We start from the raw sequence: 25,012 nt of genomic DNA, 5'->3' as shown, positions 1-25,012 counted from the left end.
CCTCTCCTGCTTCTTGCCTCTCAGTTTTTGTCACTTGCTTATTGTTTGTCAGGTCTCCATAATAATGGGGAGTATCATGGGGCTGCGCTTCGTCTTCTCGTAGATGTAGTCGGACAGAGCGTCACGCATCTTGCCCTTGAGGCTGTTCCACTCGCGGAGCTCTGCATATGAGCAGCCTGCAAGTGTGTGGCTGAGCACAGCCTTAGCCTGACTTATGAGCTCGTCGGACTCTCTTACATAAACGAATCCGCGAGAGATGATATCGGGACCTGCGACTATTTCATTGGTCGCCTTCTCGATACCGATAACTATTATGATGAGACCGTCCTGTGCGAGGTGCTTTCTGTCGCGGAGGACGATAGAGCCTACATCGCCGACTCCGAGACCGTCAACGAGGACGCGTCCCGAAGGCACCTGAGATACTATTTTCATGGAAACGCCGTCAGTCTCGATGACGTTGCCTATTTCTGCGATTATGACATTTTCCTTGGGCATACCCATCTGAAGCGCAAGGTCGGCGTGCTTTTTCAGGTGCTTGTATTCGCCGTGTACAGGTATGAAGAACTTGGGCTTGGTAAGCGCCTGCATGAGTTTGAGCTCCTCCTGACAGGCGTGTCCCGAAACGTGTACCTCGTACATAGCCTCATATACTACCTCTGCACCCGACTTCATGAGCTCGTTGACAACTCGTGTAACGAACTTCTCGTTGCCTGGGATAGGAGTAGCCGAGATGATGATGAAGTCCATGGGCGTGATGTTGACCTTTTTGTGGTCGTTCATCGCCATGCGTGTGAGCGCGGACATCGGCTCGCCCTGACTTCCCGTAGTGATGAGGACGATGCGCTCGCTCTCATACTTGTTCATCATTTCGATGTCGATGATGATGCCGTCGGGCACGTCGAGATAACCGAGCTCTATTGCCGTATTTATGACGTTTATCATGCTTCTGCCGAATACAGCTACCTTTCTGCCGTAGCGCTCGGCGCAGTTGATTATCTGCTGTACGCGGTGGATATTCGACGAGAATGTCGCGATTATGATACGCTTGCCTTCGCCCTTCTTGAAGAGGCGGTCGAAGGATTCGCCGACAGTTCGCTCCGAGTGAGTGTAGCCCATACGCTCGGCATTCGTTGAGTCAGCCATGAGCGCGAGGACGCCCTTGCTGCCGAGCTCACCGAAGCGTGCGAGGTCGATTATCTCTCCGTCGATAGGGGAGTAGTCGACCTTGAAGTCGCCCGTGTGTACGATTACTCCCGCGGGAGTGTGTATAGCCATGCCTACCGAATCGGGTATTGAGTGGTTGACCTTGATGAATTCAACAGCCATACAGCCCATTTTCACGGTCTTTTTCGGAGCAATGACGTTGAGAGTCACTTTGCCGAGGAGTCCCTGTTCCTTGAGTTTAGCCTCAATGAGTCCGATAGTGAGTCTTGTGCCGTATACGGGGACATTGACCTTTTTCAGGAGGTAAGCGAGTCCGCCGATGTGGTCCTCATGGCCGTGTGTGATGACTATGCCGCGTATCTTGTCGGCATTGCGCTCAACATAAGTAAAATCGGGGATAACTATGTCTACGCCGGGCATATCCGCGTCGGGGAAGGCGAGACCGCAGTCGAGAATGAATATGTCATTTGAGCACTCGAAAACAGTCATGTTCTTGCCTATCTCGTTAAGACCGCCGAGGGGGATTATCTTGACGGGAGTCTTTCTGACCTCCTTGGGCTGACGGGTTTTCTTCTCCTTTGCCGGAGCGGCGTTCTTGTTAGCAGGCTTTACAGACTGTGCAGCGGGCTTGTTAGCCTGTGCGGCAGTATCATTAGCCGTTGCCTTTTTTCTGTATACCCGCTTTTTGGGCGCAGCAGTGCTTCCGCCTGTGCTCCTGCGGGTCTTTTTCTGGTTATTATTGTTGTTATTCTCGTTCACTATATGACCTCACTTTCAAATACTTTGTTTTTCTGAGGACGGCGCGGGACCCGTATGGAATAGCGTATTGCAGATTTTGCGGGTCGGAAAGAGCACGGCAGGTACTGAGGGTACCGATTCAGCCTGCTTCATTTGAGCCGTCTTTTTTATCCGAACGAAAGGATAAAATATTTTATCTTAATGGCGTTGCGCCATAAAAGCCTTGTTTTCGCGTCCTCCCGAAAATCACGGCAGGACGTAGCTATACATTTACTATTATACTAAAATCGGAAGAATATGTCAATAGCAAAATCAGACAAAGCTCTCAGGCGGACGGCGGCATTTGTCGGCTTTTCGCAGCTTTTCGCACCATTCCGCACAGAGCTCCGCTGATGTCTCGGCTGAGAGTGCCTGAGCAAGCACCGAAAGCATATTTCTGCCGCTGCGGGTAATTATCACGCGCCCGCGGGAGGTTTGCAGCTTCTTTGGCTTGCAGTAGCTCTCCGCGTCCGTGAAGGCTATCTCTCGGCGCGCACCCGATATCTGCGGCAGCTCGGACATCAGCGAGAAGAATTCTTCTCGGTCGCGGAGCAGGTCGGCACACATAAAGAGCGGGTCGCGCAGGAATCGCGACTGTCCGCTCACATTGGGGACGCCGTTTTCGGCGGGATATCGAAGTATAGTTCCTTTGTGGAGAGTGCTGCACAGCTCCGCAGCGTAGTGGAAATCGTCGGGCAGAAGTACGGTATCACCTGCACGCAAAGCCTTGATACAGTATGCGAGTGTCAGCTTATCTGCCGAAATGAAGCCGTATTTCGCGGAGTAGGCATTCGCGCGGCTGCCGCTGTCGGATATCTGTATCACGAGCTCGTTGTCCTCGCCCGTGAAGAATTGCTGCCAAAGCGTACGGACGGCTCTTTTGCCGCAGCTGATGCCTGCGGGTATAGGCTCGGTCAGTCCGCCGAGACTGTCGCGGAGGTTGTTGATGTAGATGTTCCCAAAGGAGGTCATCGCACTTATGCTGCCCGATTTTTCGGCAGGCTCAGGAGGCTCCGCGCGCATTATCTCCGCGAGCTGTCTCTGAGGGAGTTCAAAGCCGCGATTATCGAAAAATGCCATTTTCAGGGGACTGCTGTTGCCGACGAACACTCCGCAGTCTGCCGACAGGAGCGGCAGCCCGAAGCGAAACGACGGCATATCCGTACTCTCACATATGCAGACTTCACCGCCGCATTCGGAAATGCCGCTGCACAGAGCGTAGAGTGCGCTCAGGCGCTTGTAGTCCTCGCAGCCCACGCAGAAACGCCCGAAAAATCGAGTGAGAGTTCGCCCGAGAGATGCGGTTTCTGCCGAACTGACCGAGGAGCGCGGCAGTGCCTCACATAGACCGCTGCGGAAGCTGAAATGTGCATTTTCACCGATATAAGCCATAATTCTGTCCTCCATGTTTTTACAGTAAGCTTGCCCGAAATCATGCGGTTTATTCACGCTTGACGTCTTTTCGGAGCATTATCAGTCCAAGCAGGTTCGGGAAAGCCATAAGACCGTTGAAGATGTCGGAGAGCGTCCATACCGCCGTAGCTTTGAAAACTGCTCCTAAAGCCGAAATCGCGGCAAATGTCAGACAGAATAGCCGCCGCGCCCTGCCGTGGGTAAGGTGGAGGAAGGCTGTCTCGCCGCAGTAGTACCAGCCTATGACTGTGCATAGTGCGAAAAGCCCGTTTACAGCGGTAAGAAAGGGGAAAGCCGCGCTCCCGAGGAGACAGGCGAGCGAATCTGCGGCAGAGTATGTATCGCACGCGCAGAGCACAGTGACCGCCGTCAGCGTGCAGCAGACCGTGTCCGCGAGAACTTCTGCCATGCTCCATGCTGCCTGAGAGTTCATACTATCCGCAGAGCTGTGCAGCAGCGGAGAGCTCCCGAGCCCTGCTTCGTTTGAGAAGACACCCCGCCTGATACCGACGGCTATCGCCTGTCCCGCGAGTCCGCCTGCTGCCTGCCGAAATCCGAGAGCTTCGCCGAATATCCGTGATACCACGGAGGTGAGGTGTTCGTGGTTCATCGCGATAACGGGGATGCAAACGGCGGCATAGGCTATACCCGCGAGGGGGAGAAGATACTGTGCGGCAGTGCCGATACGTCGCGCTCCGCCGAAAATGATCGCCGATATAAGGAGGAATACGGCTATTGCTGTGAGGACACGGTGCTCTGCTCCGCATCCGCACAAGCTCTCGGTGAAGGTGTTGACCTGTACCATGCCGCCCATGCCAAAGGAGGAAAATATGCAGAATACTGCGAAAACTGCGGCTGCGCTCCGTGAGCCGAGACCGCATGAGAGGTATGCCATGGGACCCTTGATCTTTTCGCTGCCATAAACTGCGGACAACGTGTTTTCGGCGTAAACGAGCGCCATTCCGAGAAATGCCGACACCCACATCCACAGAACCGCTCCCGCTCCGCCGACAGCAAGGGCGGAGGCTGTTCCCGTTATATTTCCCGTGCCCATGGATGCTCCGAGGCTCATGCAGACCGTCTTCAGCTGTTTTTTTAGCGGAATGGTGCTGCTTTTTGTCTCTATAAGGAGTTTTGGCAGCCTGAATTGTACGAATCCGAGGCGGAGCGTGTAAAGCAGCCCTGTGCCGAGGAGGACGGCGATGAGCGGAGCTCCCCAGACAGCACTGTTTATCCGTTCAAGTATTCCCTGCATAAAAACCCTCCGAAAAATTTATAAAAATGGTATACATTATAAAATATTTGTGTTATAATAGAAATATGATTTATGCTTCGCCTTACGGAGCAAATTTGTGATGGGAGGTAGCAATGAGAAGCTTCAAGCCTGATAAACACGCACTTCTTACACTTAGACTCGTAATAGCAGCAGTATCTTTGCTGCTTTTCTGTGCAGTAAGGATGTATATTTCCCTGACTATAGTGCTCGCTATAATCGGTATCGCTATCCTTACTGTCGATATCTTCTTTATTTGTATATATCTCCCGCTGTATTTCAAGTCGCTGAGCTACGATACCACCGACACCGAGATAACCAAGCACAGCGGAGTTTATTTCATATCTCACCAGTCGGTGCTGTACTCTACAGTGCAGTACACGACTGTTGTCACCACGCCTTTTTCACAGTATACGGGGCTCAATTTTATCGTATTCTTTGTGTACGGCGGACAGCTCAGACTTCTCTTCCTGAAGCAGGAGGATGCGCTTTATATCCTCCGCAAGACAGGAGCTCCCGAAAAGGAGGCGGAGAAATGACCTGCCATGAGCATCCTCTGCGCATACTGCGGTATTCCGCCAGGAACATCTGGCTCCTTATTTTTCCGCTGCTCCGCGGTCTCTCCATCTTGCAGATGGATGCCCGCCGTCTCTATGAGTGGGCAAGAGGAGCCTGGCAGGATATCGCTGTTATCGGTCTCATTATCGTCTTCGGCTTTGTCAGGTGGTACTTCGCACAGATCATCATAAGTGACAGAACTATCACTCAGCACGGCGGTGTGATCATAAGATATCGAAAGACAATACCGCTCGATAAAATTAGCGTTGCGAATGCAGAGCGCCCGTGGCTGATGATACCGTTTGGCGGTATGAAGTTCAGCTGTGATACCCGTGCGGGTATCTTCAAGGCGACCGATATGCGACTGCTCGTTACGAGAAAGGTATGCAGCGAGCTTATGAGCCGTATCCCCGATGTTGACCGTGAAAACCGCGTAGACGATATGCCGAAGGCAAATATGATATCCGTCGTGCTCTTTTCGGCGTTCTTCTCGAGCGGCTTTTCGGGCGCGATATATATGGCGATGTTCTTTCTCAAGGGCGGCAGTATCGCTCAGGACATAATTTCTGTTTGGCTGAACCGTATAACCGAGACTACTGAAAGATTCACGCACAGGTGGCTGCTCCGCATACCCGACGCGGCTGTCGGATTCGGTACGTTCATTGCGGCGGCGTGGCTGCTTTCATTTATCATCAATCTGCTGAGATACTCGCATTTCAAAATAATAGCCGACAGACACAGCATCAATGTCAAGTGCGGCATTACCAACAGGCGTGAATACCGTATAAATACTGCTCATATCAACTACACTGACCTCCGTCAGAATCTGATAATGAAGTTCCTGAAAACGGTCACGGTCAATATCAGCTGTGCGGGATATGGCTACGATTCGAGACATCTGCCCGTGCTCATGCCGATACGCCGCGAGAAGAATCTCGGCAGCGGGCTTGAAAAAATAGGCATTTCGAGCACTCACAGGCTCGATTTCCGCTCCGGGTGGTCGGGATTTCTGAGCTATCTTTTCAATCCGATACTTGCCGCAAACTGCGTTTTCCCGGTGTACTATATTTTCGAGGATCTGTTCCCGCAGTTTTCGGAGCTGTCTTTCTTCTTCGCGGTCATGATAGAGATACCGCTGATGTGGCTCGTGCTCGTCAAGACAGTGGCTATGCTCACGAGCGGAGTATCCGTCAAAGACGATAAGGTCATTGTCAGATGTGCTAAATGGACAGCTTTCCATACGGTCATAGCGCGCAAGAGCAACATCGTTAAGGTGGAGCTCAGACAGTCGCTGCTGCAAAAGCCCTCGGGAAAGTGCAATGTGCTGATATGGTTTTGCGGAGAGGCGAGCTCGTGTTATATGGTTCGTGCGCTGAAGCTCCGCGAAGGGGTCAGGATAATGCGTGCGCTGGGTCACGATGTCAGGAAAAAGGCGAAGAATGCTGTCAAGTAACAGAACGGTTACCTTGTAATAATATTGTTCATTGACAACCTGCGTGACGGATGATAGAATTAGAACAGAATTACAAATGTCACGCAGAAAGTGACCTTTGACACCTTACGCTGCGGCAAAGAATGTGCTAATATATAAGCATAAGATATCCCGCATAAACATACAGAAAGGATGGTAGCTATGGCAGGAACCGATCTGACCTTTGTTCTTATCTCACTGATGTTCAGAATGGCAGTGCCTCTGGTCATAATAGGGGTCATAATCTTCCTCATTGTGACCGATACCAATAATAAAAAGGGGAGCGTGCCCGTGCAGTACGATGCACAGGGCAGACCTATCCCGCAGAAGTCCTTCTCGCTGAAGGGAAAGTTCAACACCTCGACGGTCCTGCTGATGATAGGCTCGTCCTTCATCATGCTTTCTGCCGTAACGTTCGTTGCGGCGAACTGGGTCAAGCTGGCGGACACCGCAAAGGTGTTCATCCTCATTGGAGCGGCGGTAGTCTCGCTGCTCATAAGCGCGATACTGAAGGGGCTTGCCAAGCTCGACCTTACATCTGCTGCATTCTATACGATAGGTACACTTATGTCAGTCGTAGCGCTGATAACTGCGGGCGGCTACAAGCTCTTCGGAGAGTGGTTCAGCCTCAAGGGTGACGGTGCAGCTCTGCTGTACGCAGTGGGTGCATTCATTATTGCGGCAGCTTCTCTGCTGGCGTATCTGCTGTACAAGAAGATAGCCTTCACCTACATAGGCTTCTCGTTCGTATCTGTGGGTCTGCTGCTCCTTGCGGTACAGATAACCGACAGCTATGAGCAGTTCGCTCCTGTTATAATTATGGTGCAGTTCATCATCACTGCGTTCATTCATATCCTCAAGCCGCAGAAGGGCACTAAATTAGAGCTCCCGACTGTAATAATCGGTGACATCACATCGGTGCTGTTTGCTGTACTGGCATTCGGATACGTCCTCTGGACAACCTTCAGCGCGACCCCGTTTACGTTCTTTATCCTCGGAGTCATCATTCTCCAGTGCTTCCTCTATGGTATCACCAAGAAGCAGGCATGGCTCTTCGTTGTACTGAACGTAGTGGCAGTGTATACCGCGTTCGTGGCTGTATTCGGTCTCAGAGCCAAGTACGGCGGGGACTTCGTAATGGTTTTCTTTGCGTTCATCGCACTGGCGATATACGTGATAAACCTCTTTGCTCCCAAGAACTTTGCTGCTTCAAAGGTTATCGCATTCGGCTTTGCGGTGCTCGGAGCTCTGCTCTCTCTTCTTGCTGACAATGAAAGATACTATGGAATGAACCTCGTAGTACCGATAGCAGTTTCTTTCATAATTACCTGCTATACCCTCCACAAGGAGACAGGCATACAGATAACAGCAGGCATCTCCGCTCCGATACTCCCGTTCTTTACGGCTCTTTACCTCAATAACAGGCTTTATGAGCTCAACGGCAAGGAGCAGTATAACGAGATACTCACACTCGTTTTCGGCGGTCTCGTTATCATCTACATGGCGGTAACGCTTCTGCTTATGTTTATGCCGAAGCTTGCGTTCAACTTCCATGCGCACCACCCCCTCAAGACTGAGGTAGTGCTCTACTCGAACATGGTAGCGGCGGGAGCTGTGCTCCTCTGCTGCACGGGATACAGCGAGCTTTTCGCAATTACTATCGCTATATGTGTTGTACACTTCATCGTTTCTCACTTCATGAGCTGCAACATCACGGCAGCAGGTGCGGTCATAAGCCTCATACTCCTTACATACCGCATTCTCGACCACTTCTTCGACAACAAGGACATACCGATGTTCTCGATGTTCGGTCTCTTTGTGGTACTGCTTGTGATATCGCGTTTCATCTTCCCCGAGTCCATCGTCGCTGTCAAGGGCAAAAGGACGCATACCGACGTTCTCCTGCTCAGCTCATGGATGTGTGTGGTCGGCTTCCCGACATTTGACCGCCTGTCTATATTCCTCAGACTAATGGCTCTTGCAGTATTCCTTGCCTGCTTCATCAAGAAGAAGACCAACAAGGATGTTGCGGCGGTAATGCTCTCGGTATCCGCCTTCATCGCAGCAATTGCCTGCATAACGAGGCCGTTCCTCATGTCTGATTCCTCTATAATCAACAGCAAGATAACCCTCGCTATAATCGCACTGCTCGGACTTGCCTACAGATTCATCTGGAAGCAGCACAGGCTCGCTTCGAGGATAACCTCGGAGATACTCTTCGTTATCGCATTCATCGGTCTTATCATCGACGCTATGGTATTCCACAGCGCTGCAAATACGATATTCGTACTCGGTACGACTGCTGCGATACTTCTCATCGCCTTCTATACCAAGAACAAGACATGGTTCGCAGTGTCATCCATTGCTCTCGTTATCATCACCATCTACTCCACAAGGAAGTACTTTGCGACTATGGGCTGGTGGATATACCTCTTCATCGTTGGAGTTATCCTCATAGCAGTTGCCGCTGTCAATGAGTACTGCAAGAAGAAGGGCTACACAATGAAGTCAGCCGCCTCCAAGACATTCTCGGAGTGGAAGTGGTAAAAAGTAAAAAAAGCCTTAAAGAAGCTCATGCTTCTTTAAGGCTTTTTCATTGTGCAGTGAACGATATCGGTGTGCCTTTGGCAACTTATTTTCTTACCTCTGTATAATAGTACACCGCAAGCTGAGTTCTGTCGCGGAGGCAGAGCTTCTCAAGCAGGGTGCTTATGTAGTTGCGGACTGTGCCGTCCCCGAGATAGAGCTTCGCGGCTATCTCTTTATTGCTGAGCCCCTCTGCGACGAGCTCCATTATCTCACGCTCCTTGTCATTTATCCCGTGAGAGGCAAAGTCGTAGTCGCTCTTTGGTTTCATCAGTTCGGGTATCTTGGTGATAATGCGTTCGCCGAACACGGTCTGCCCGTTCATCACAGCTTCGAGCGCGGGAGCTATACCGTCGAAGTCCTGTTTGAGGATATAGCCCTTTGCTCCCATATTCAGCGCTTTGATTATGTATTCGTCGTCTGCGAATGTTGTGAGGTAGAGTATGCGGGCAGACTGGTCTTCCTTGAGTATCTGAGTTCCTGCTTCAAGACCTGTCATGCCTTCCATGCGGATATCCATAAGCATAACGTCGGGATGTGTTTCGCGGTATATCGAGATAGCTTCTTCGCCGTTAGTGCCCATAGCCGCTACGGTTATATTTCCTGTGCTTTCGAGTATCGTTTTCAGCGAGAGTGCTACGAGCTTGTCATCATCTATTACTGCAATATTCATATGTTCTCCTTATTCTTGGGTATCGAAGCGAATACGCGGAATCCGTCGTCTGAGGGTGCAAAGCTGATGAAGCCGCCCACGCCTTCTATTCTGTCCCGCATATTTTTCAGTCCTATGCCTGTTTCGTTTATGGTGTCCGAACTCCCGTTGTCCATTATCAGAAGCTGATAGAAGGCGGGGTGCTCACGGACGGATATATCGAGCTTATTGCCGTTTGAATGCTTTATTGCATTGGAAACTCCCTCTTTAACGATGCCCGCGATGCAAAGCTTTATCTTCGCGGGAGCACTGCTGCTGATATCGTAGTCGAGCTTTACCGTGAACCGCTCATTGGCGGCGGAGGCGCTGTCCTCGATGACCTTGCGCAGGTCGAGAGAATCGTCGTGGAGGTCGTGTACGCTCTGACGGATACTTGTCATGGCACTGTCGAGCGTGGAGCGAAGCTCTTCGAGAGGTCCTTTCATATTTTCGTCCTTGTTTATTACTATGAGAGCTCCCGACTGCAAAAGTGACCGCGTCAGCATATGTCCGACATTGTCGTGTATCTCTCGTGCGATACGGTTGCGCTCGCGGAGCGTTGCGATGCGTACCTCATTGTCCTGTGCATCGGCAAGCTGCCTGTTGCGGTCATCGAGCTCGAGGTTCTTTTCGGCGACTTCATCCCTCATTGAGCGCAGAAAGCTGACCTGCTCTTCAAGTCGGAACACCCGCAGATAGAATACTGCTGCAATGAAGAGTCCTGCGAGCAGTATCGGGAACTGGATATGCCTGAAGTGTTCGAGCTTTAGAACCGCCGCGAAAAGCGGGAGAGCAGTGTACCATTTTTTCATGCGGAGGCTGTCGTACAGTATGAGCGGAGCTCCGCAAACCAGTTCGGGCAGAAATATGCAGCCGCAGGAGTACACGAGCGGGAATACCGAACTGAAACGCCGCTCTTTGAAGACTTCCGAGAGAGACGAGGCTATAATGAGTATTAACAGACACGTCACGGAAATGACGCTGCTGTCTGAGAATGAAAAGTTTATCGCACACAGAAACAGCAGTGCGAGCTTGTCCAATATGATACCCATAAGCTGCTCCCTTCACGTTATAATGTGGCAATCAAGTATCGTAAAATCTGCGCAGCGGACTAACGGGGCGTGGTGGAACCGATGCGGACGGTGTCCGACTGATAATCAGGCAGGCGAGCGAATAGCCATGCACTGCCGGAACGTTCCGTTTATTCTCGCCTCGCCGCAGACCGACGAAATATTTATCATTATATATTGCCTAAGTAACAATAGTTAGATTATAACATATTATTACGGAAATAGCAAGCCGCGCGGGGGAATATTCCGTTTTTTTCAGCTTTGCCGCGAAACCGGAGGCGGCGACACGCCGCTTATAACATATTTTTTTCGGAAAAGCAAGAAATGATAGCATAGTTTTACACATCAGTATCGCAGGCTGTTCATTGTAAACTTCTGCTTCTGTCAGTTAAACTGTGGATTTACCAAAGGTTGTTTTTTGATTTGGAATAACTAACTGTAAAAAATTATACAATTTGACAATTTTAAATCGAAAAAATCGGCAAAATTACAAATGAATTGTGCATACTTAATTATTGTTTTTTTCAGAGAAATATGATAAAATATATATGTACGTGAAGCTCATATCGGGGATAACATATCATTAATGAGCAAAAAAGTTTTGCGGAGAGCCCGTCACGTCCCAAAGGCTTCCCGTGAAACAGTATCAATTCTCTTGCTCTATCCGAAGAAACAAGGGAAATATAAAGAATAAGGAGGTTCATTTTCATGAACAAACTGAAAAGAAATGGCATTTTCCAAAGAATAGCAGCCTGTTCTGTATCACTGACAATGCTTGTTTCTGCTACAGCTTGCGGTAAGCCGCAGAACATTGGCGGGAAAGTTGCTGTCATCTGTAAAAATGAGAAGGTCTCATTCTGGGAAGAGGTCAAAAAGGGCGCTGATGACTGCTGTGAGGAGATGGGATATGAGATGCTCTACTACTGTGCTTCGAGCGATAATGACTACGCAAGCCAGATAGAGTATATCAACGACGCCATCAAACAGGGCGCAAAGGCGATAGTTATCGCTCCCAACGACACAGACGAGCTCAATGAGGCGTTCGACAGAGCAACAAGCAAGGGCATCAAGATAGTCAACATCAACTCGCGTGCAAACTATGATAAGATAACATCTTACGTTGGTTCGACCGACTTCGACGGCGGCGCTGTTGCTGCAAGAAATGCAGCGCGTCTTTACCTCGATGAGCTCTCGGATGAAGATGAGATAGGAAAGGTAGCAGTGATAGGTCATACTGCTTCTACAGCAGAGCTCCGTATCACAGGCTTCAGAGCTACATACTCTCCTCTGCTCGGACAGCTGAGGGGCAAGCGTGCAGAGGCACAGGCTAAGGCTGCTGCGGAACAGGCTAAGGCTGCTGCGGAACAGGCTGCTGCTCAGGCTCAGGCTGCTGCTCAGGCACAGGCGCAGGCTGACGAAAAGGACAAGCCCACCGAAGGTATGCTGAATGCTGCAAAATCCGCGGCTGCTCAGGCTTCAGCGGCGGGTGCTCCCGAGGAAGCAGTTAAATCTGCGGCTGAGCGTGCTGCACGTTCGGCAGGCGCGGGCGCTTCCGAAAAGGCTGTAGAGGCTGCTGTTCAGGCAGCTCTGGGCGGAGACGCATCAGCAGCAGAGGAGCCCACTAAGGCTGATGCTGTTGAGGAAACGACTCAGGGCGGTCCTCCCGAGGGCGCGGGACAGGGCGGCTCTATGGATATCGGTTCCTACTTCATCGAGGGTCAGCGCTGCGGTACTCAGGAGGCTGCATATGAGGAGGCTAAGAAGCTTCTGACCGAAAACAGCGATATCAGAGTTCTGTACACAACAAATACGAATACTACTCTCGGTGCTTGTCAGGCTGTAGAAGAGCTTGATCTTGCTGATACGATAACCGTTGTGGGCTTCAATTCGGACGAGCAGGAGCTCAAGTACATCAAGTCGGGCGTGCTTGACGGTACTATCATCCAGAACCCTTACAACATCGGATATATCGGTACAAGATACGCTATACAAGCTTCGCAGGGCAGCGGTGTTAGCGGCTCGCTGGATACGGGCGTTACATGGATATCCGCAAAGAATATCAATGATGACGACATTCAGCTCCTGCTGTATCCCGAAAAAGCTTAAAGGAGGTCAGAGTAATGGCAAAAACTAACAATGCAAACCGTTCCACTGCATATACGCTTGCAGCTATCCTGCTCGCATTAGTAACCGCAGCAAACATGGTCCTCGTTTATTACCTCTTTCACGGCATTACCGAGGTCGGTTTAAAAACCTCCACTACGATGAATACTATCAACTCTGTCAATGGTGAGCTGCAGAGCATCAACCAGCGAGTTCTTACGATCATCGCAGACATCGGTACTGACCAGAGTCAGGCGGCTATCGCCGAGAGCATCGAAGGTTCCTTCAACTCTATAGGTGAAAAGCTCGAAACCTTTGAAAACTATGAAGGACTCAGCGAAGCGACAGTCAAGCGCTGCCGCCACGCGAGAGTATTCCTCGAGGCTTACCATAACCGGCTTTCAACCGTTCTTGAACCTATAAAGAACGGAGAGGGAATTGCTGATACCGACAACCTGAAGGATATTTATACTCAGGATATCTACCCCCTTGAGACAACTGCTACCGAGATGCTCATCGCTACTATCGGTATCAATGCAGCCAACACTGCAAGACAGCAGGCAAGAACAGGAAGGATATTCTACGTTACCGAGCTTATCATGGCTGCCATTCTTGTTCTCGGTGAGCTCGCTATATTCATAGCTGCAAGAAGAGCAAGAAAGGCTCGTATCGAGCTTGAGGAGCGTGAGAAGAACCTCAAGGAGGTCGGCGCAAAGCTCAAGTCCACAAGACAGAAGGCTTCGGACCTCGCTCTTACAAACCTCCTTACAGGTATGAAGAACCGCTATGCACTCGATAGTGATATCAGCGGACGCCTTGAATCCGACCGCTTCAATATTGCCGTATTTGACATGGATAACTTCCGTATCATCAACGATACATACGGTTATGAGTTTGGTGACGAGTATCTCGCTGCTATCGCTGAGAAGCTCAAAGAGGAATTCGGCAGCGTTGCTGAGATATATAATATCACCGGCAACGAGTTCTGCTTTGTATTCAACAAGGAATTCACAGAGAGCCAGTCTATGGCGTTCATACCTAAGATACACGCTGTTATGAGCGCTCCGTTTACTGTCCTCAACCTCACGGTTCAGCTCACAGTTTCGGGTGCGGCATACCATTATCTCCCCGGTGACTGCCTCAACGTAAACTCGCTTCTTGTAAAGCTTGACACTACGATGAGAAACGCTAAGATGAACGGCGGAAATATGGTAAATACCGTTGTGAATATGTAAACTTGCCGACCGCCCCGTGGAAACACGGGGCGGTTTTTTTGAGGCAACACCGCACAAAGACCGCAGGCATACTGACGTATGTCAAGGGCTTCCTATACAATCTGACGAAAAATCTCACTTCGCACCTTCGGCACAATCTTTGTGCGGTATTACCTCAAGGAAGGGGCGGATCTTTTACAAGCGCCAAACTTAAATGATGATTAAATTATTGCGCGGATAGTCATTTTGCTTTTTTTCAGAGTTGAATTTAGGCAACTTGCCAAAAATTGTCGGATCATACGAAAACTACCAATAATTGCGGATATCACTCTTGACAAACAGGTCTAATCGCGCTAAAATTAATAAGAATGGAGTATTATGCATTATAAAGGAAATATGGGAAAACTTTGAGGAGGATAATTTCGGAATGAAAAAATACGCCGTATATACGAACGATACGGGGCAGTATTGCTATCGCTATGCAGATTCGCTCACAGAGGTCGAAGGTACGGGTTTTGAGGGGCTTATCCGCGAGGAACAGCTTCCTGTCGTTTTTGACGACAGGGGAGGATACTACAGATTCGACCCCAATGACAAGCATTTTGTCGAGGTCATCGAATCTGATAAGGCATTTCCTCTCCCGCTGGAGAGAATGTTCAAGCACAACGATCCCGCTTTCAAGCTTGGGTGGATATCTCCCGAGGGCGATACCTACTCATGCGGCTATACAGGTCACAACAAATGCGCCGAATCTATCGTGCGCACGCTGTACAGCACTGAAAAATACCCTGAGCTGACACTTCACAGAAAGGGCTGGCTCGAGGTCATAGATTCGTGGGACGGCAAGGAACGCAGTCACAGCCTGTACGTTCACTCCGAGCGCGGCTCAATAACGCGCAAGCAGGCGGATAAGCTGTTTGATCTCGGACTTTACGAGAAACCCGAGGTACAGGCGCTTATCAGCTCGTGTGAATCCGAATGGTAATGACGCCATTTTATACATGACGGACCATACGACTGCTGAGTTAAGTGGCGATTTGTTAAAAATTGCCAGTTCCTAACCACATTCTTATTTAATATATATTGACTTTACTTTTTATATGTAGTATAATTAAAGGTGTTTATAACGGAAATGTCGGGCGCGATCCAGCTGATGAAGAGCGGCGCCGACAGTATTCTGATATCTTGGGGGGAAGATAAGAAAATGGCAGGAACTCATTTTTTAAGAACAGTTACATACGGCGGTTACGACAAGACCGATGTACTGCGCAGGATCGATTCCTTAAACGAAGAATTATTCGGCTTGAAGAATGAACTTCGTGAGACGAAACTCCTGCTCGAAAGCAGTAAGGAAGGCAGGGATATCCGCGAAAGCATAGAGACAGTCCTTGCCGAAGAGCGAGCAAAGCTGACGGAAGCTCAGGTCTACAGCGAAGAGCTTGCCGTTAAGCTTGAAACGGCTGAGGACGAAAACAAAAAGTATGAGGAAGAGATAAAAAAGCTGAAAGCCTCGCTCGAGGCGGCTGATTCAAAGATGACGGAAGTCAATACTCAGCTGGCTGCCGCTAAGGCTGATGACGAGGCGGCGGCTCTTAGCTCGGTCTTTATCGAAGCGAAAAAATCAGCAAATATGCTCGAAGACGCTGCGAAGGAAAAGGCGGAGGAGATCGAAAGCTCGGCTGCCGCAGCTGCTGAAAGAGCGGTCGCTTACGCTAACGATGAGAGCAAAATGATAATATATGAGGCAGAGTGCAAGGCTGCCGAGATAATCGCAGATGCCAAGAATGTGGCGGAAAGTCAAAAGAGAACTGCCCTTTACAGTGCGAGAGAGTCTGTGCTCACTAAGCTCAGTGAGCTCGGCGGTCAGCTCGGAGAACTGAAGGCGGCGCTCGACAGCTTCAAGGAGAGCAGCGCGGACAGTATCGGCGGATGTGAGGAACTCCTCGGCAAAACTGAGGAGGCATTCAGGACAAGCGGCGATACCGAGCCCGAGGAGGCAGTGAGATTCGCTCCCGAATATCCTGAACGTCCCGTAAGGACGGCTCCTCTTGAAAGTGAAGAAAAGCCAAAGAAAAAAACTGAGCCCGAAACGGCACGGTCGGAAGAAGAGTCCGCGGCTGAAAAGCTGGAGGCGGCTGCTGACGGCGACGAGGCGGATGACAATACAGAAGCATCGGATAACAGTAAGAGCAATAACACAGGCAAGAACGGCAAGATAGACCTTGCTGCACTTGTCAAGCAGGCTAAAGCTCTGAAGGAAAAATAATAGTATAATTCTAATTCTTAGACATACAAGGAGTACCACACGATGAATGAATTGATTATTGTTAAACCCGAGAAATGTACAGGCTGTAATTCATGTATAAGAAGCTGTCCCGCACCCGAAGCCAATACTGTCAAACAACTCGATGACGGCAGGTTCATAATATCCGTAAACCCTGACAAGTGTATTGCCTGCGGTGAATGTGTACGTATCTGCAATCACGGAGCAAGAGATTATATCGATGATACCGAAGAGGGAATGTCACACCTTATCAAAGAAAAGCTTATTCTGATCGTCTCTCCTGCTATCAAGGCGGCTCTTCCCACGAAATGGAAGGGCGTGCTCGACTGGTTCAAAGGACAGGGATGTACTGTATATGACGGATCATTCGGTGCAGATATCTGCACTTGGGCACATATAAGAGCCATTGAACAGGGTTCCATGGGGAATCGCGTTACTCAGCCGTGCTCGGCTATCGTTAAGTACATAGAGACATACCAGCCGCAGATGCTTCAGAATCTCTCACCTATACACAGCCCTGCTGCCTGCTCGGCTGTATACGTGAAACAATATCTGCGCCGCAATAACCCCATTGCTTATCTTTCAACCTGTATCGCAAAAAAAATAGAGTTTTCGGATACGGGGCTCATAGACTACAACATCACTATCGACAAGCTTATGGATTACTTTGAAAGAAACGGCATAAGCTTTCCTGCCGATACAAATGACAGCTATGAGTATAAATTTGATGATGTTCAGGGACAGATGGGAAGTATCTACTCGCGTCCTGGCGGACTGAGGGACAATCTCTGGCTCCATAACCCCGATATCAATATAACGACTTCAAAGGGCGTTCGCAATGTATACGACGAGCTCAATATGTATGCAAGGATGCCTGAAGTAAAGCATCCGCAGATATTTGATGTTCTCTCGTGTGATTTCGGCTGCAACATCGGACCTGCCGCAAAAACGGATCAGACCGTTTTCGACGTTATGGACGTAATGCGAAAGGTCGAGAATGAAGCGAAGAACCGCCGCAAATCGGGATTCATGGGCAGAGGAGATGATAAGCTCTTCAAGCGCTTCGACGAGGAGCTCCGTCAATCCGACTTCCTGCGCAACTACAAGCCGTCTGTTCCTTCTCCTGTTCCGTCAGATCAGCAGCTCGAGCCCATTTATAAGAAAATGGGAAAGCTTTCCAAGGAGGACAGGGAGTTCAACTGCCACGCCTGCGGCTTCAATTCCTGCAAGGACATGGCTGTTGCGATAGCACGTGGACTGAATACGCCCGATAACTGCATTATCCACGCGAAATCAGTCCTTATCGCGAGACATTCGACCCTCTCTGTCAAGAATGAGAAGCTTGAGGAAGTCACAGCGGAATGTCTTGAGCTTTCGGATAAGCTGAAGGAGGATATCGTCAATATCACCAGCAGTATGGATTCTATCGACGAATCGACCTCTGCTACAAAGGAGCGTGCTGCTGTAGTTAAGGATCTGCTTCGGAATATCGTTACATTCTGCTCGGAAAATCCGACGATGGACGCGGAAAGTGTAGAACAGCTTATCGGTATACTCAATATGACTATCGATGCTTTCAGCGACCTTGACGACAATGTCAATACCACGAACGAGAGCTCGGTAGTGATAAAGGAGTCGGTATCCAAGATCACTTCGCTTGTAGAGAGCATAAACGAAGTTCTTGTCAAGGATATGAAAAAATAAAATAATTATAGGTTTATATTATATCATTTAGGTAATTATCATTTTTTTAATTATCATGCAAAATAAGACGCGAAAAGGACTATGGGCTTTTGTGCAATGTGTGCAAAATGATGCCGTATGTTCGGCGTTATGTTCCTTGACTTTTATACCAATAAGTGATATAATTAAACTATAATAGATTACGATTTTAATACAATTTTGCTTGGCTTGCAGCAGTTTTTTAATGCTGCCCCTCTTCGCTGAGCGCTAATATCAGGAGGGAAACTATGCAGTGCGAAAAATGCGGTACTGAACTGAAAACCAAATATGTCGCCTGCCCGTCCTGCGGAGCACCTGTTCCGCAGACCATCGAGGGCTTTGAGAACACTATCGAATTTCAGCATCAGCTAAGAGCTATAGTCGTGGACAACGGTCCGAGAGCAGTAATGAACAAAAAACAGTTTATCGGTCTGCTCTATGATCACATCCCCGACCACGACAAGGAACGCCGTTTGCTTCAGAATATGTACAATCTTGGCGTGTTCAGGATGCTCCTTGCAGACGATAACAGGGAGATAGCCATCATGAAGGCAAAGAGCTTCATGCTCGGTGATGTGTTCCTTGCAGAAAATGCTGCGGAATTTGTTCTTGCCTGTTTTACGTATCTTATCGGCTGGCCGTATGAATCACCGATGAGGATAGTCACCGATGAAAACGACCACGAACCCGTGCCAGAAAAGAAAGCGGTGCGTGTGAGCATAGACGATAAGGTGTTCCGACCGATAGATGCTGTAAGATACCGCCTGAGAAGCAATATCGAGATAGCAGAGGGCTATACCAAGATAGAAAGCTTCTGCTTCGACGGATTTGGTTCGCTCAGAACGGTAAAGCTTCCTTCGTCGCTGCTTGCGATAGGCGAGTATGCTTTCTCATCGTGCAAGCGTCTGAGAGGTCTTGAGCTGCCTGATTCGCTCAGGGTCATCAAGCAGGGCGCATTCTGCCAGTGCGCTAAGCTCGCAATGGTAAAGATACCGTCAGGCATACTTGAGATAGAAGACAGCACGTTCTCGTTCTGCACGAGCCTTGAAACGATAGATATCCCCGATACAGTCAGCAGTATAGGTGCTGAGGCTTTCTCGGGCTGCGAAAAGCTCCGAAAGCTGTATCTGCCCGAAAGCGTAAAGTTCATTGATACAAACGCTTTCTCATACTGTCCGAATCTCACGATACACTGCTTTGAAAATTCATATGTTCATAAATTCTGCCTGTCGAACCGCATCGATTATAGACTCGTTACAACAGCAGGAATTGAAGATGATGATTGATACTCATGACAGAATACACCACAAACGAAAGGATGTAATTATATGACAGAGCTTGAAATTGGTCAGGAAGTCGAACTCGAATTCGGCGGAAAGGCGCAGGTTTTAAGTGTTATCGGCAGCGGCGGACAGGGTACGGTATACCTTGTGCGTTTCAACGGACAGAAATGGGCGCTGAAATGGTATGACATAGACAAGATGAAAAAGCCAAAGGAGTTTCTGAAGAATCTCCGCAGCAATATCGCGGACGGTCCTCCCGACAATAAGTTCCTCTGGCCGAAATACCTAACAAAGGAGACCGAGGACGGAACATTCGGGTATATCATGGACCTCAAGCCCGATGGCTTCGATTCCTTCGTTGATATACTCAACACCTACAAGCTCGAGGTCGACCCGCTCACGGGAAGAGCTGTGAAGAAGGACGTCAAGTTCAGCAGCCTCACAGCTATGATAACAGCTGTTATCAATATCGTTAATTCCTTCCGCCTCCTCCACAGAGCAGGCAAGAGCTATCAGGACCTTAACGACGGAGGCTTCTTCATAAACGTTAATACGGGTGCAGTGCTCGTCTGCGACTGTGATAACATCGCTCCTGACGGCAGCAACTTCGGTATCGGCGGCAAGCCGGGATATATGGCTCCCGAGGTCGTAAGAGGCATCGCTCAGCCGAACGTACAGACCGATAAGTATTCGCTTGCGGTCGTACTGTTCAAGCTCCTCTTCCGAGGCGATCCCATGGAGGGCGAAAAGGTGGTCAGAGATGTTTGCCTCACCGAATCGTCAGAGCTGAAGCACTACGGTCAGAACGCAGTATTCGTATATGACCCGAATGATGCTTCCAACCGTCCCGTAAGAGGTATCCACGACAACGTTATAAAATTCTGGAGAATTTATCCCGATTACATAAAGGACGCATTTATCCGCTCGTTCACGATCGGAATAACCGACCCGACAAAGCGTATAATCGAGAATGAATGGCAGAAGCTCTTCATCAGACTGCGTTCCGAGATAATCATGTGCGGCTGCGGAAGAACGAATTTCGCTTCTATGTTCGTACAGCCTACCGAAAAGACGTTCAAGTGCCCCAAGTGCGGCATGGAATTCTCAACTCTCGGCTTCAGCAACAGGAGCTACCGTATGCCGCTCTACCTCGGCTGCAAGTTCTATGAGTGCGAGATGAACCCCGAATCCGAGGAATTTATGAAGGTCGCGGGAGAGCTTGTCGAGAACAAGCTGAAGCCCGGAGTTCTCGGAATAAAGAATTGCTCAGACAGAAAATGGCGTGCAAAAATGCCTGACGGCGTTTTTTACGATATAGCTCCGGGAAAGGGTTTCCCGGTATGGCAGGGTCTCGAGATCGACTTTGGCGAGATCAAAGCCCAAATCTAATTTCAGCTTACTGAAAGGATGTATTTTATGAATAACGATAATATTATCGGCGCAAATGCGGCAACGAATCCTGCTGCTCCCGATTATACTGCTAACTCAGCTGTAAACGATCCGCTCGATTTCGACGACGATCCCCTCAGTGCAACAGGCGTTTCAAGAAAGAGCCTTGTGATCTTCTTCCTTATTGATACTTCGGGAAGTATGAAGGGCAAGAAGATGGGCGAGCTCAATACCGTTATGGAAGAGCTCATCCCCGAGATACGCAAGGTCGGCGAGGCTGATACCGAAGTCAAGGTAGCTGTCCTCACTTTCTCGACCGATGTAAGATGGATGTATTCAACACCTATCCCGATAGAAGAATTTGAGTGGGCAAGACTCCGTGCAAGCGGCGTTACCAGCCTTGGAGCTGCTCTGAAGGAGCTCAATGTGAGAATGTCGCGCAACGGCTTCCTCAATTCGCCTTCGCTCTCGTTCGCTCCCGTTATCTTCCTTATGACTGACGGTTATCCCTCAGACGATTATAAGGCAGGACTCAAGGAGCTCCAGGCTAACAGCTGGTACAAGTTCGGCCTTAAAGCTGCTCTTGGTATCGGCAACGAGGCTAACGACAATGTTCTCGCCGAATTCACAGGTTCGCCCGATACAGTTGTTCACGCATATTCAGGCGGCCAGCTCGCACAGATGATAAAGATCATCGCTGTTACCTCTTCTCAGATAGGAAGCAAGAGTATGACTCTCTCCGACGATACGAGCCACGAGCTTGGCGAAGAGGACGTTTTTGCAGCAAAGCAGAAGCTCCTCGGTCAGCAGATACAGGAACTCGTCGGAAAAACAGAAACAGACGATGTTCCTTTCGATACAGGCTGGTAAACCGACCTTATCACCTGATAAAAAATACTGGAAGGGGTCCGAGATTTAATGTTCAATGGTTTCAGTCACTCGGTCATGGGTGCGAGTCATGAAAAGACAGGTCTGGTTTGTCAGGACAGTTCTGCCTATAAGGTCTGTGATGATTATGCTGTATGCGTCGTAGCCGACGGTCACGGCAGCAAAAAGCACTTTCGCAGCAATATAGGCTCGAAATTTGCCGTTGAGGCAACTATCTCAACGATAGACAGATTCTATGCCGACAAGAAAAGCTTTGAAGAGAGCTTTCCGAAGAATCACAGGATGATAATCAAAAATATCCAGAAGCAGATCATCTCTGACTGGAATCGTCTTGTTGAAGAGCATATAAAGAACAATCCTGTAACAGAAGAGGAAAAGAGCAAATTCACGGAAGAGGAATTTGAAGCTATCCCGCCGGAGTCATATTATGGCACGACCCTGATAGTCGGAGTCGCAGGGAAAAAGTTCACTTTCGGCGTACAGATCGGTGACGGTACTCTGGTCGCTATATTCGATGACGGAAAGGCTGTGATGCCAATGGAGTACAATGAAGCAGCCCCGGCGAACGTTACGGCGTCGATGTGCAATTCAAATGCAGCCGGACTTTTCAGCGCATTCTACCGCGATAAGCAGAAGCTCATCGCCATGTTCACTTCGACCGACGGACTCTATACCTCCTTTGGAAGCGAATTTGACTTCCTTGATTATCATACCATAATTACAAGCCAGCTGGGCGATATTGACAGCTTCAAGAATATCATCGTCAATAACCTTACAAAGCGTGCTCACTTCGGAACAGAGGACGATATCTCACTCTCATGTATCTATGACAAGGAGCTGCTTGAGGAAAAGTCGGAGCTGATAGCTTCCGAGGTTTCTGCCAATAAACAGCGTGCAGCCGACAGAAAGGCAGAAAGACTAAAAAAGCATGTTGAGACGGAATGATAACATAAAAGTGCTCAGTTTGTAAACAGTCACGAATCTTTCAGAAAGGAAATAGGCAGTATATGGAAATAAATTCACTTTACGAGACCGCGAAATACCTTGCAGGTATCCTGAAGCAGCGCTATCCGTATTTAGAGGCTGACCCTGACGCCTGCCTTGCACTTATCGTTGCAGAATCAGGAAACGTATTCTCGGGCGTAACGAGTATTGCTATAAACGAAGGTAATCCCGAGGCCCTCCCTGCCGAAGAGGTAGCGGCGATGCTGCTGGTAACAGCCGGTGAGAAAGCTCATCAGATGATGATAGTCACGATTGATGACAACAGCTTCTTTGAACCGAGCGAAAATGCACTCAGAATACTCGTGAATGCCGCACCCGAAAACGGCAGTTGTGAGGTAGTTCTCTCCTTGGAGGAAACAGCTACGTGCGCGAGTCTTTTACCGAATGCGGTCGAGGACTTTATGAGCGGATATGATGACTTTGACGCTCCGCAGGAGACAGCTCCCGAAGCTTCGCAGGAGGCACCGACCGATGAGGCTCCTTCTCTTGCAGCTCCCGCAGAGTTCGTCAACGGATTCGATATTGATGAGTCAAATCCCTTTGCTTCCTCATCAGCAGGCGCTTCGGAGGTAAAGTCGTTCTACGACCAGCCTGCCGACGCTCAGCAGCAGGGCGCAAGCGGATTCAATAATCCTTATGCAGCTCAGAATGCTGAGAATCCGCAGCCGGGCTTCCCGCAGCAGGGTTATCCTCAGGGTTATCCGCAGCCGGGCTTCCCGCAGCAGGGTTATCCCCAGGGTTATCCGCAGCAGGGCTTCCCGCAGCAAGGTTATCCTCAGGGCTATCCACAGCAGGGCTTCCCGCAGCAGGGTTATCCCCAGGGTTATCCGCAGCAGGGCTACCCTCAGGGCTATCCGCAGCAGGGCTTCCCGCAGCAGGGAGGCTTCCCGCAGGCAAGTCCCTACAATGGCGGAGCACACGGTTCTGTTTACCAGCCCAACGGTTATCCTCAGCAGGGCGGTTTCCCGCAGGCAGCTCCATACGGCGTAGGCGGTCAGAGCTCAATGTATCAGGGCTCGGCAATGCACGGAGGAAATGCCAATCAGGCGCGCAGCGTTATGCTATCAAACGGAGACGGCGGTGCTTTCAAGAAGCGCCTCTCCAGCTTCCTTGATGATGATGATGCTATCCCCGAGGGTGAAAGCCTTTCAAAGGCAGATATGCTCAAGCAGGCTAAGGAACGAAAAAAAGTCGCTAAGGCTAACGAAAAATTCAAGAACAAGCTCTGATATCAGGCGTGAAATGAACGCTGTTTCAGCAGCTTGAAAGATGTGAGAAGTTTGCTCCGTCTTATGAATGCAGATGTATCATGCTTGTATGGCTTGCACACAATAGCTGATACGAGCAGAACTTGAATGCCTTGTTTATTAATACACAGAGCTTGTTTAAAATCTTTGTTTTGTCTTGCAAAGTTTTTAAGCTTGTGTTAAAATAAATGTGGAACTAAAGCATCTGTTACATCCGCGGGCTTGATTCGCCGTATCCACATTCGTTTAGTATTATTCTTAAAGTCAAGGAAGGTATTTTTATGACTCATTTGCTAAATATAGATGAAGCGGTAGACCGAAAGTATCTTATCACAAAAAATGTGAAAGGTCAGGCTGCAGCAGGCACGATCATTCACGTTATGGACGCTGAGACCAATCCCGGCGGAAGCGTCAATGTGCTCTACCGTGTTGCTCGTTTCAATGAAAAATTTCACGATTATCAGGATTATAACGCAAAGTTTGACAGCCTCGCTGCTTTTTGCAAATGGGCTCAGCCGGACAACTTCATTGCACGTAACTATGAAATGCTATCTATCAGCGATATTCAGCATTATATCAAGGTAAAGAACAGAAACTTCACTTCGTTCTGTCTGCCTCTTATCCTCATTGCTGCTATTATCGTATGGGCATTGCTGTTCTTTGCATTGGGTGCGGGAATACCGATGATAGTGCTCGGCGTCCTCCTTACACTTCTTATCACAGCAGGAGTGCTTCTGATGTTAAAGAAGCAGAAGAAGAAGGAGAAGGTACGCTTGTATCATAAGATCAGTTCAAACTGGGGCGTTGTTCTGAAATAAGCTCCGACCTGATACTTTAAAATGAAAAGCATTATAGCCGTAAGGACAGGTTTCCT

Annotated in this window: 19 protein-coding genes; 14 read left to right on the top strand and 5 right to left on the bottom strand. The window is 49.3% G+C overall.

Features of this window, described 5'->3' with window-relative positions:
* Window positions 1–48: 48 nt before the first annotated feature.
* From BMX22_RS06230 to BMX22_RS06220, 3 genes are all read right to left on the bottom strand, one after another.
* Window positions 49–1,926 (bottom strand): ribonuclease J, encoded by a 1,878-nt coding sequence (locus BMX22_RS06230; protein WP_074741615.1) that lies wholly within the window; start codon window positions 1,924–1,926, stop codon window positions 49–51.
* A 288-nt stretch (window positions 1,927–2,214) separates the two neighbouring features.
* Entirely contained in the window at window positions 2,215–3,333 is a 1,119-nt protein-coding gene (locus BMX22_RS06225; protein WP_074741614.1) for a hypothetical protein, read from the bottom strand.
* A 49-nt stretch (window positions 3,334–3,382) separates the two neighbouring features.
* Window positions 3,383–4,609 (bottom strand): alanine/glycine:cation symporter family protein, encoded by a 1,227-nt coding sequence (locus BMX22_RS06220; RefSeq protein ID WP_074741613.1) that lies wholly within the window; start codon window positions 4,607–4,609, stop codon window positions 3,383–3,385.
* 113 nt (window positions 4,610–4,722) lie between these two features.
* Here BMX22_RS06220 and BMX22_RS06215 point away from each other — a divergent pair, with 113 nt between their 5' ends.
* From BMX22_RS06215 to BMX22_RS06205, 3 genes are all read left to right on the top strand, one after another.
* Window positions 4,723–5,166 (top strand): hypothetical protein, encoded by a 444-nt coding sequence (locus tag BMX22_RS06215; RefSeq protein ID WP_074741612.1) that lies wholly within the window; start codon window positions 4,723–4,725, stop codon window positions 5,164–5,166.
* On the top strand, window positions 5,163–6,638 hold the full coding sequence (locus tag BMX22_RS06210) for a PH domain-containing protein (protein WP_074741611.1): 1,476 nt from the start codon (window positions 5,163–5,165) through the stop codon (window positions 6,636–6,638). Before BMX22_RS06215 ends, BMX22_RS06210 begins: the two co-directional genes overlap by 4 nt.
* Before the next feature lie 180 nt (window positions 6,639–6,818).
* The gene (locus BMX22_RS06205) at window positions 6,819–9,203 is read left to right on the top strand and encodes a DUF2157 domain-containing protein (protein ID WP_074741610.1); all 2,385 of its coding nucleotides are present in this window, start codon (window positions 6,819–6,821) and stop codon (window positions 9,201–9,203) included.
* Between the two features lie 85 nt (window positions 9,204–9,288).
* Here BMX22_RS06205 and BMX22_RS06200 read toward each other — a convergent pair whose 3' ends face one another.
* Entirely contained in the window at window positions 9,289–9,915 is a 627-nt protein-coding gene (locus BMX22_RS06200) for a response regulator (RefSeq protein WP_074741609.1), read from the bottom strand.
* The gene (locus BMX22_RS06195; protein WP_074741608.1) at window positions 9,912–10,985 is read right to left on the bottom strand and encodes a sensor histidine kinase; all 1,074 of its coding nucleotides are present in this window, start codon (window positions 10,983–10,985) and stop codon (window positions 9,912–9,914) included. Before BMX22_RS06195 ends, BMX22_RS06200 begins: the two co-directional genes overlap by 4 nt.
* A gap of 726 nt (window positions 10,986–11,711) precedes the next feature.
* Here BMX22_RS06195 and BMX22_RS06190 point away from each other — a divergent pair.
* The 11 genes from BMX22_RS06190 to BMX22_RS06140 all read left to right on the top strand — a co-directional run bounded on the left by BMX22_RS06190 (window position 11,712) and on the right by BMX22_RS06140 (window position 24,956).
* Window positions 11,712–13,109, top strand: a complete 1,398-nt coding sequence (locus BMX22_RS06190) for a substrate-binding domain-containing protein (RefSeq protein WP_074741607.1) — start codon at window positions 11,712–11,714, stop codon at window positions 13,107–13,109.
* A 14-nt stretch (window positions 13,110–13,123) separates the two neighbouring features.
* Window positions 13,124–14,341, top strand: coding sequence for a GGDEF domain-containing protein (locus tag BMX22_RS06185; RefSeq protein ID WP_074741606.1), 1,218 nt, complete (start codon window positions 13,124–13,126; stop codon window positions 14,339–14,341).
* Between the two features lie 406 nt (window positions 14,342–14,747).
* Window positions 14,748–15,305: a hypothetical protein gene (locus BMX22_RS06180; protein WP_074741605.1), complete on the top strand. Its 558-nt coding sequence runs from the start codon at window positions 14,748–14,750 to the stop codon at window positions 15,303–15,305.
* 219 nt (window positions 15,306–15,524) lie between these two features.
* Complete coding sequence (locus tag BMX22_RS06175; RefSeq protein ID WP_143055484.1) at window positions 15,525–16,586, top strand: hypothetical protein; 1,062 nt, start codon at window positions 15,525–15,527, stop codon at window positions 16,584–16,586.
* Window positions 16,587–16,628: 42 nt separating this feature from the next.
* A complete protein-coding gene (locus tag BMX22_RS06170) occupies window positions 16,629–18,308 on the top strand; it encodes a [Fe-Fe] hydrogenase large subunit C-terminal domain-containing protein (protein WP_074741603.1) in 1,680 nt (559 codons plus the stop codon).
* Between the two features lie 266 nt (window positions 18,309–18,574).
* Window positions 18,575–19,612, top strand: a complete 1,038-nt coding sequence (locus tag BMX22_RS06165) for a leucine-rich repeat protein (protein WP_074741602.1) — start codon at window positions 18,575–18,577, stop codon at window positions 19,610–19,612.
* A 42-nt stretch (window positions 19,613–19,654) separates the two neighbouring features.
* Window positions 19,655–20,998 carry a protein kinase gene (locus BMX22_RS06160; protein ID WP_074741601.1) on the top strand — a complete coding sequence of 448 codons (1,344 nt, stop codon included), beginning with the start codon at window positions 19,655–19,657 and terminating at the stop codon, window positions 20,996–20,998.
* A gap of 27 nt (window positions 20,999–21,025) precedes the next feature.
* Complete coding sequence (locus tag BMX22_RS06155; RefSeq protein WP_074741600.1) at window positions 21,026–21,868, top strand: vWA domain-containing protein; 843 nt, start codon at window positions 21,026–21,028, stop codon at window positions 21,866–21,868.
* A gap of 48 nt (window positions 21,869–21,916) precedes the next feature.
* Window positions 21,917–22,831: a PP2C family serine/threonine-protein phosphatase gene (locus BMX22_RS06150; RefSeq protein ID WP_074741599.1), complete on the top strand. Its 915-nt coding sequence runs from the start codon at window positions 21,917–21,919 to the stop codon at window positions 22,829–22,831.
* A gap of 62 nt (window positions 22,832–22,893) precedes the next feature.
* Entirely contained in the window at window positions 22,894–24,120 is a 1,227-nt protein-coding gene (locus BMX22_RS16380) for a hypothetical protein (RefSeq protein ID WP_074741598.1), read from the top strand.
* A gap of 299 nt (window positions 24,121–24,419) precedes the next feature.
* Window positions 24,420–24,956 (top strand): hypothetical protein, encoded by a 537-nt coding sequence (locus BMX22_RS06140; protein ID WP_074741597.1) that lies wholly within the window; start codon window positions 24,420–24,422, stop codon window positions 24,954–24,956.
* Window positions 24,957–25,012: the final 56 nt, after the last annotated feature.

The sequence above is a fragment of the Ruminococcus sp. YRD2003 genome (genome assembly GCA_900109435.1).
Lineage (GTDB): Bacteria > Bacillota > Clostridia > Oscillospirales > Ruminococcaceae > Ruminococcus > Ruminococcus flavefaciens_G.
This window is presented reverse-complemented; position numbering and strand designations above follow the sequence as displayed.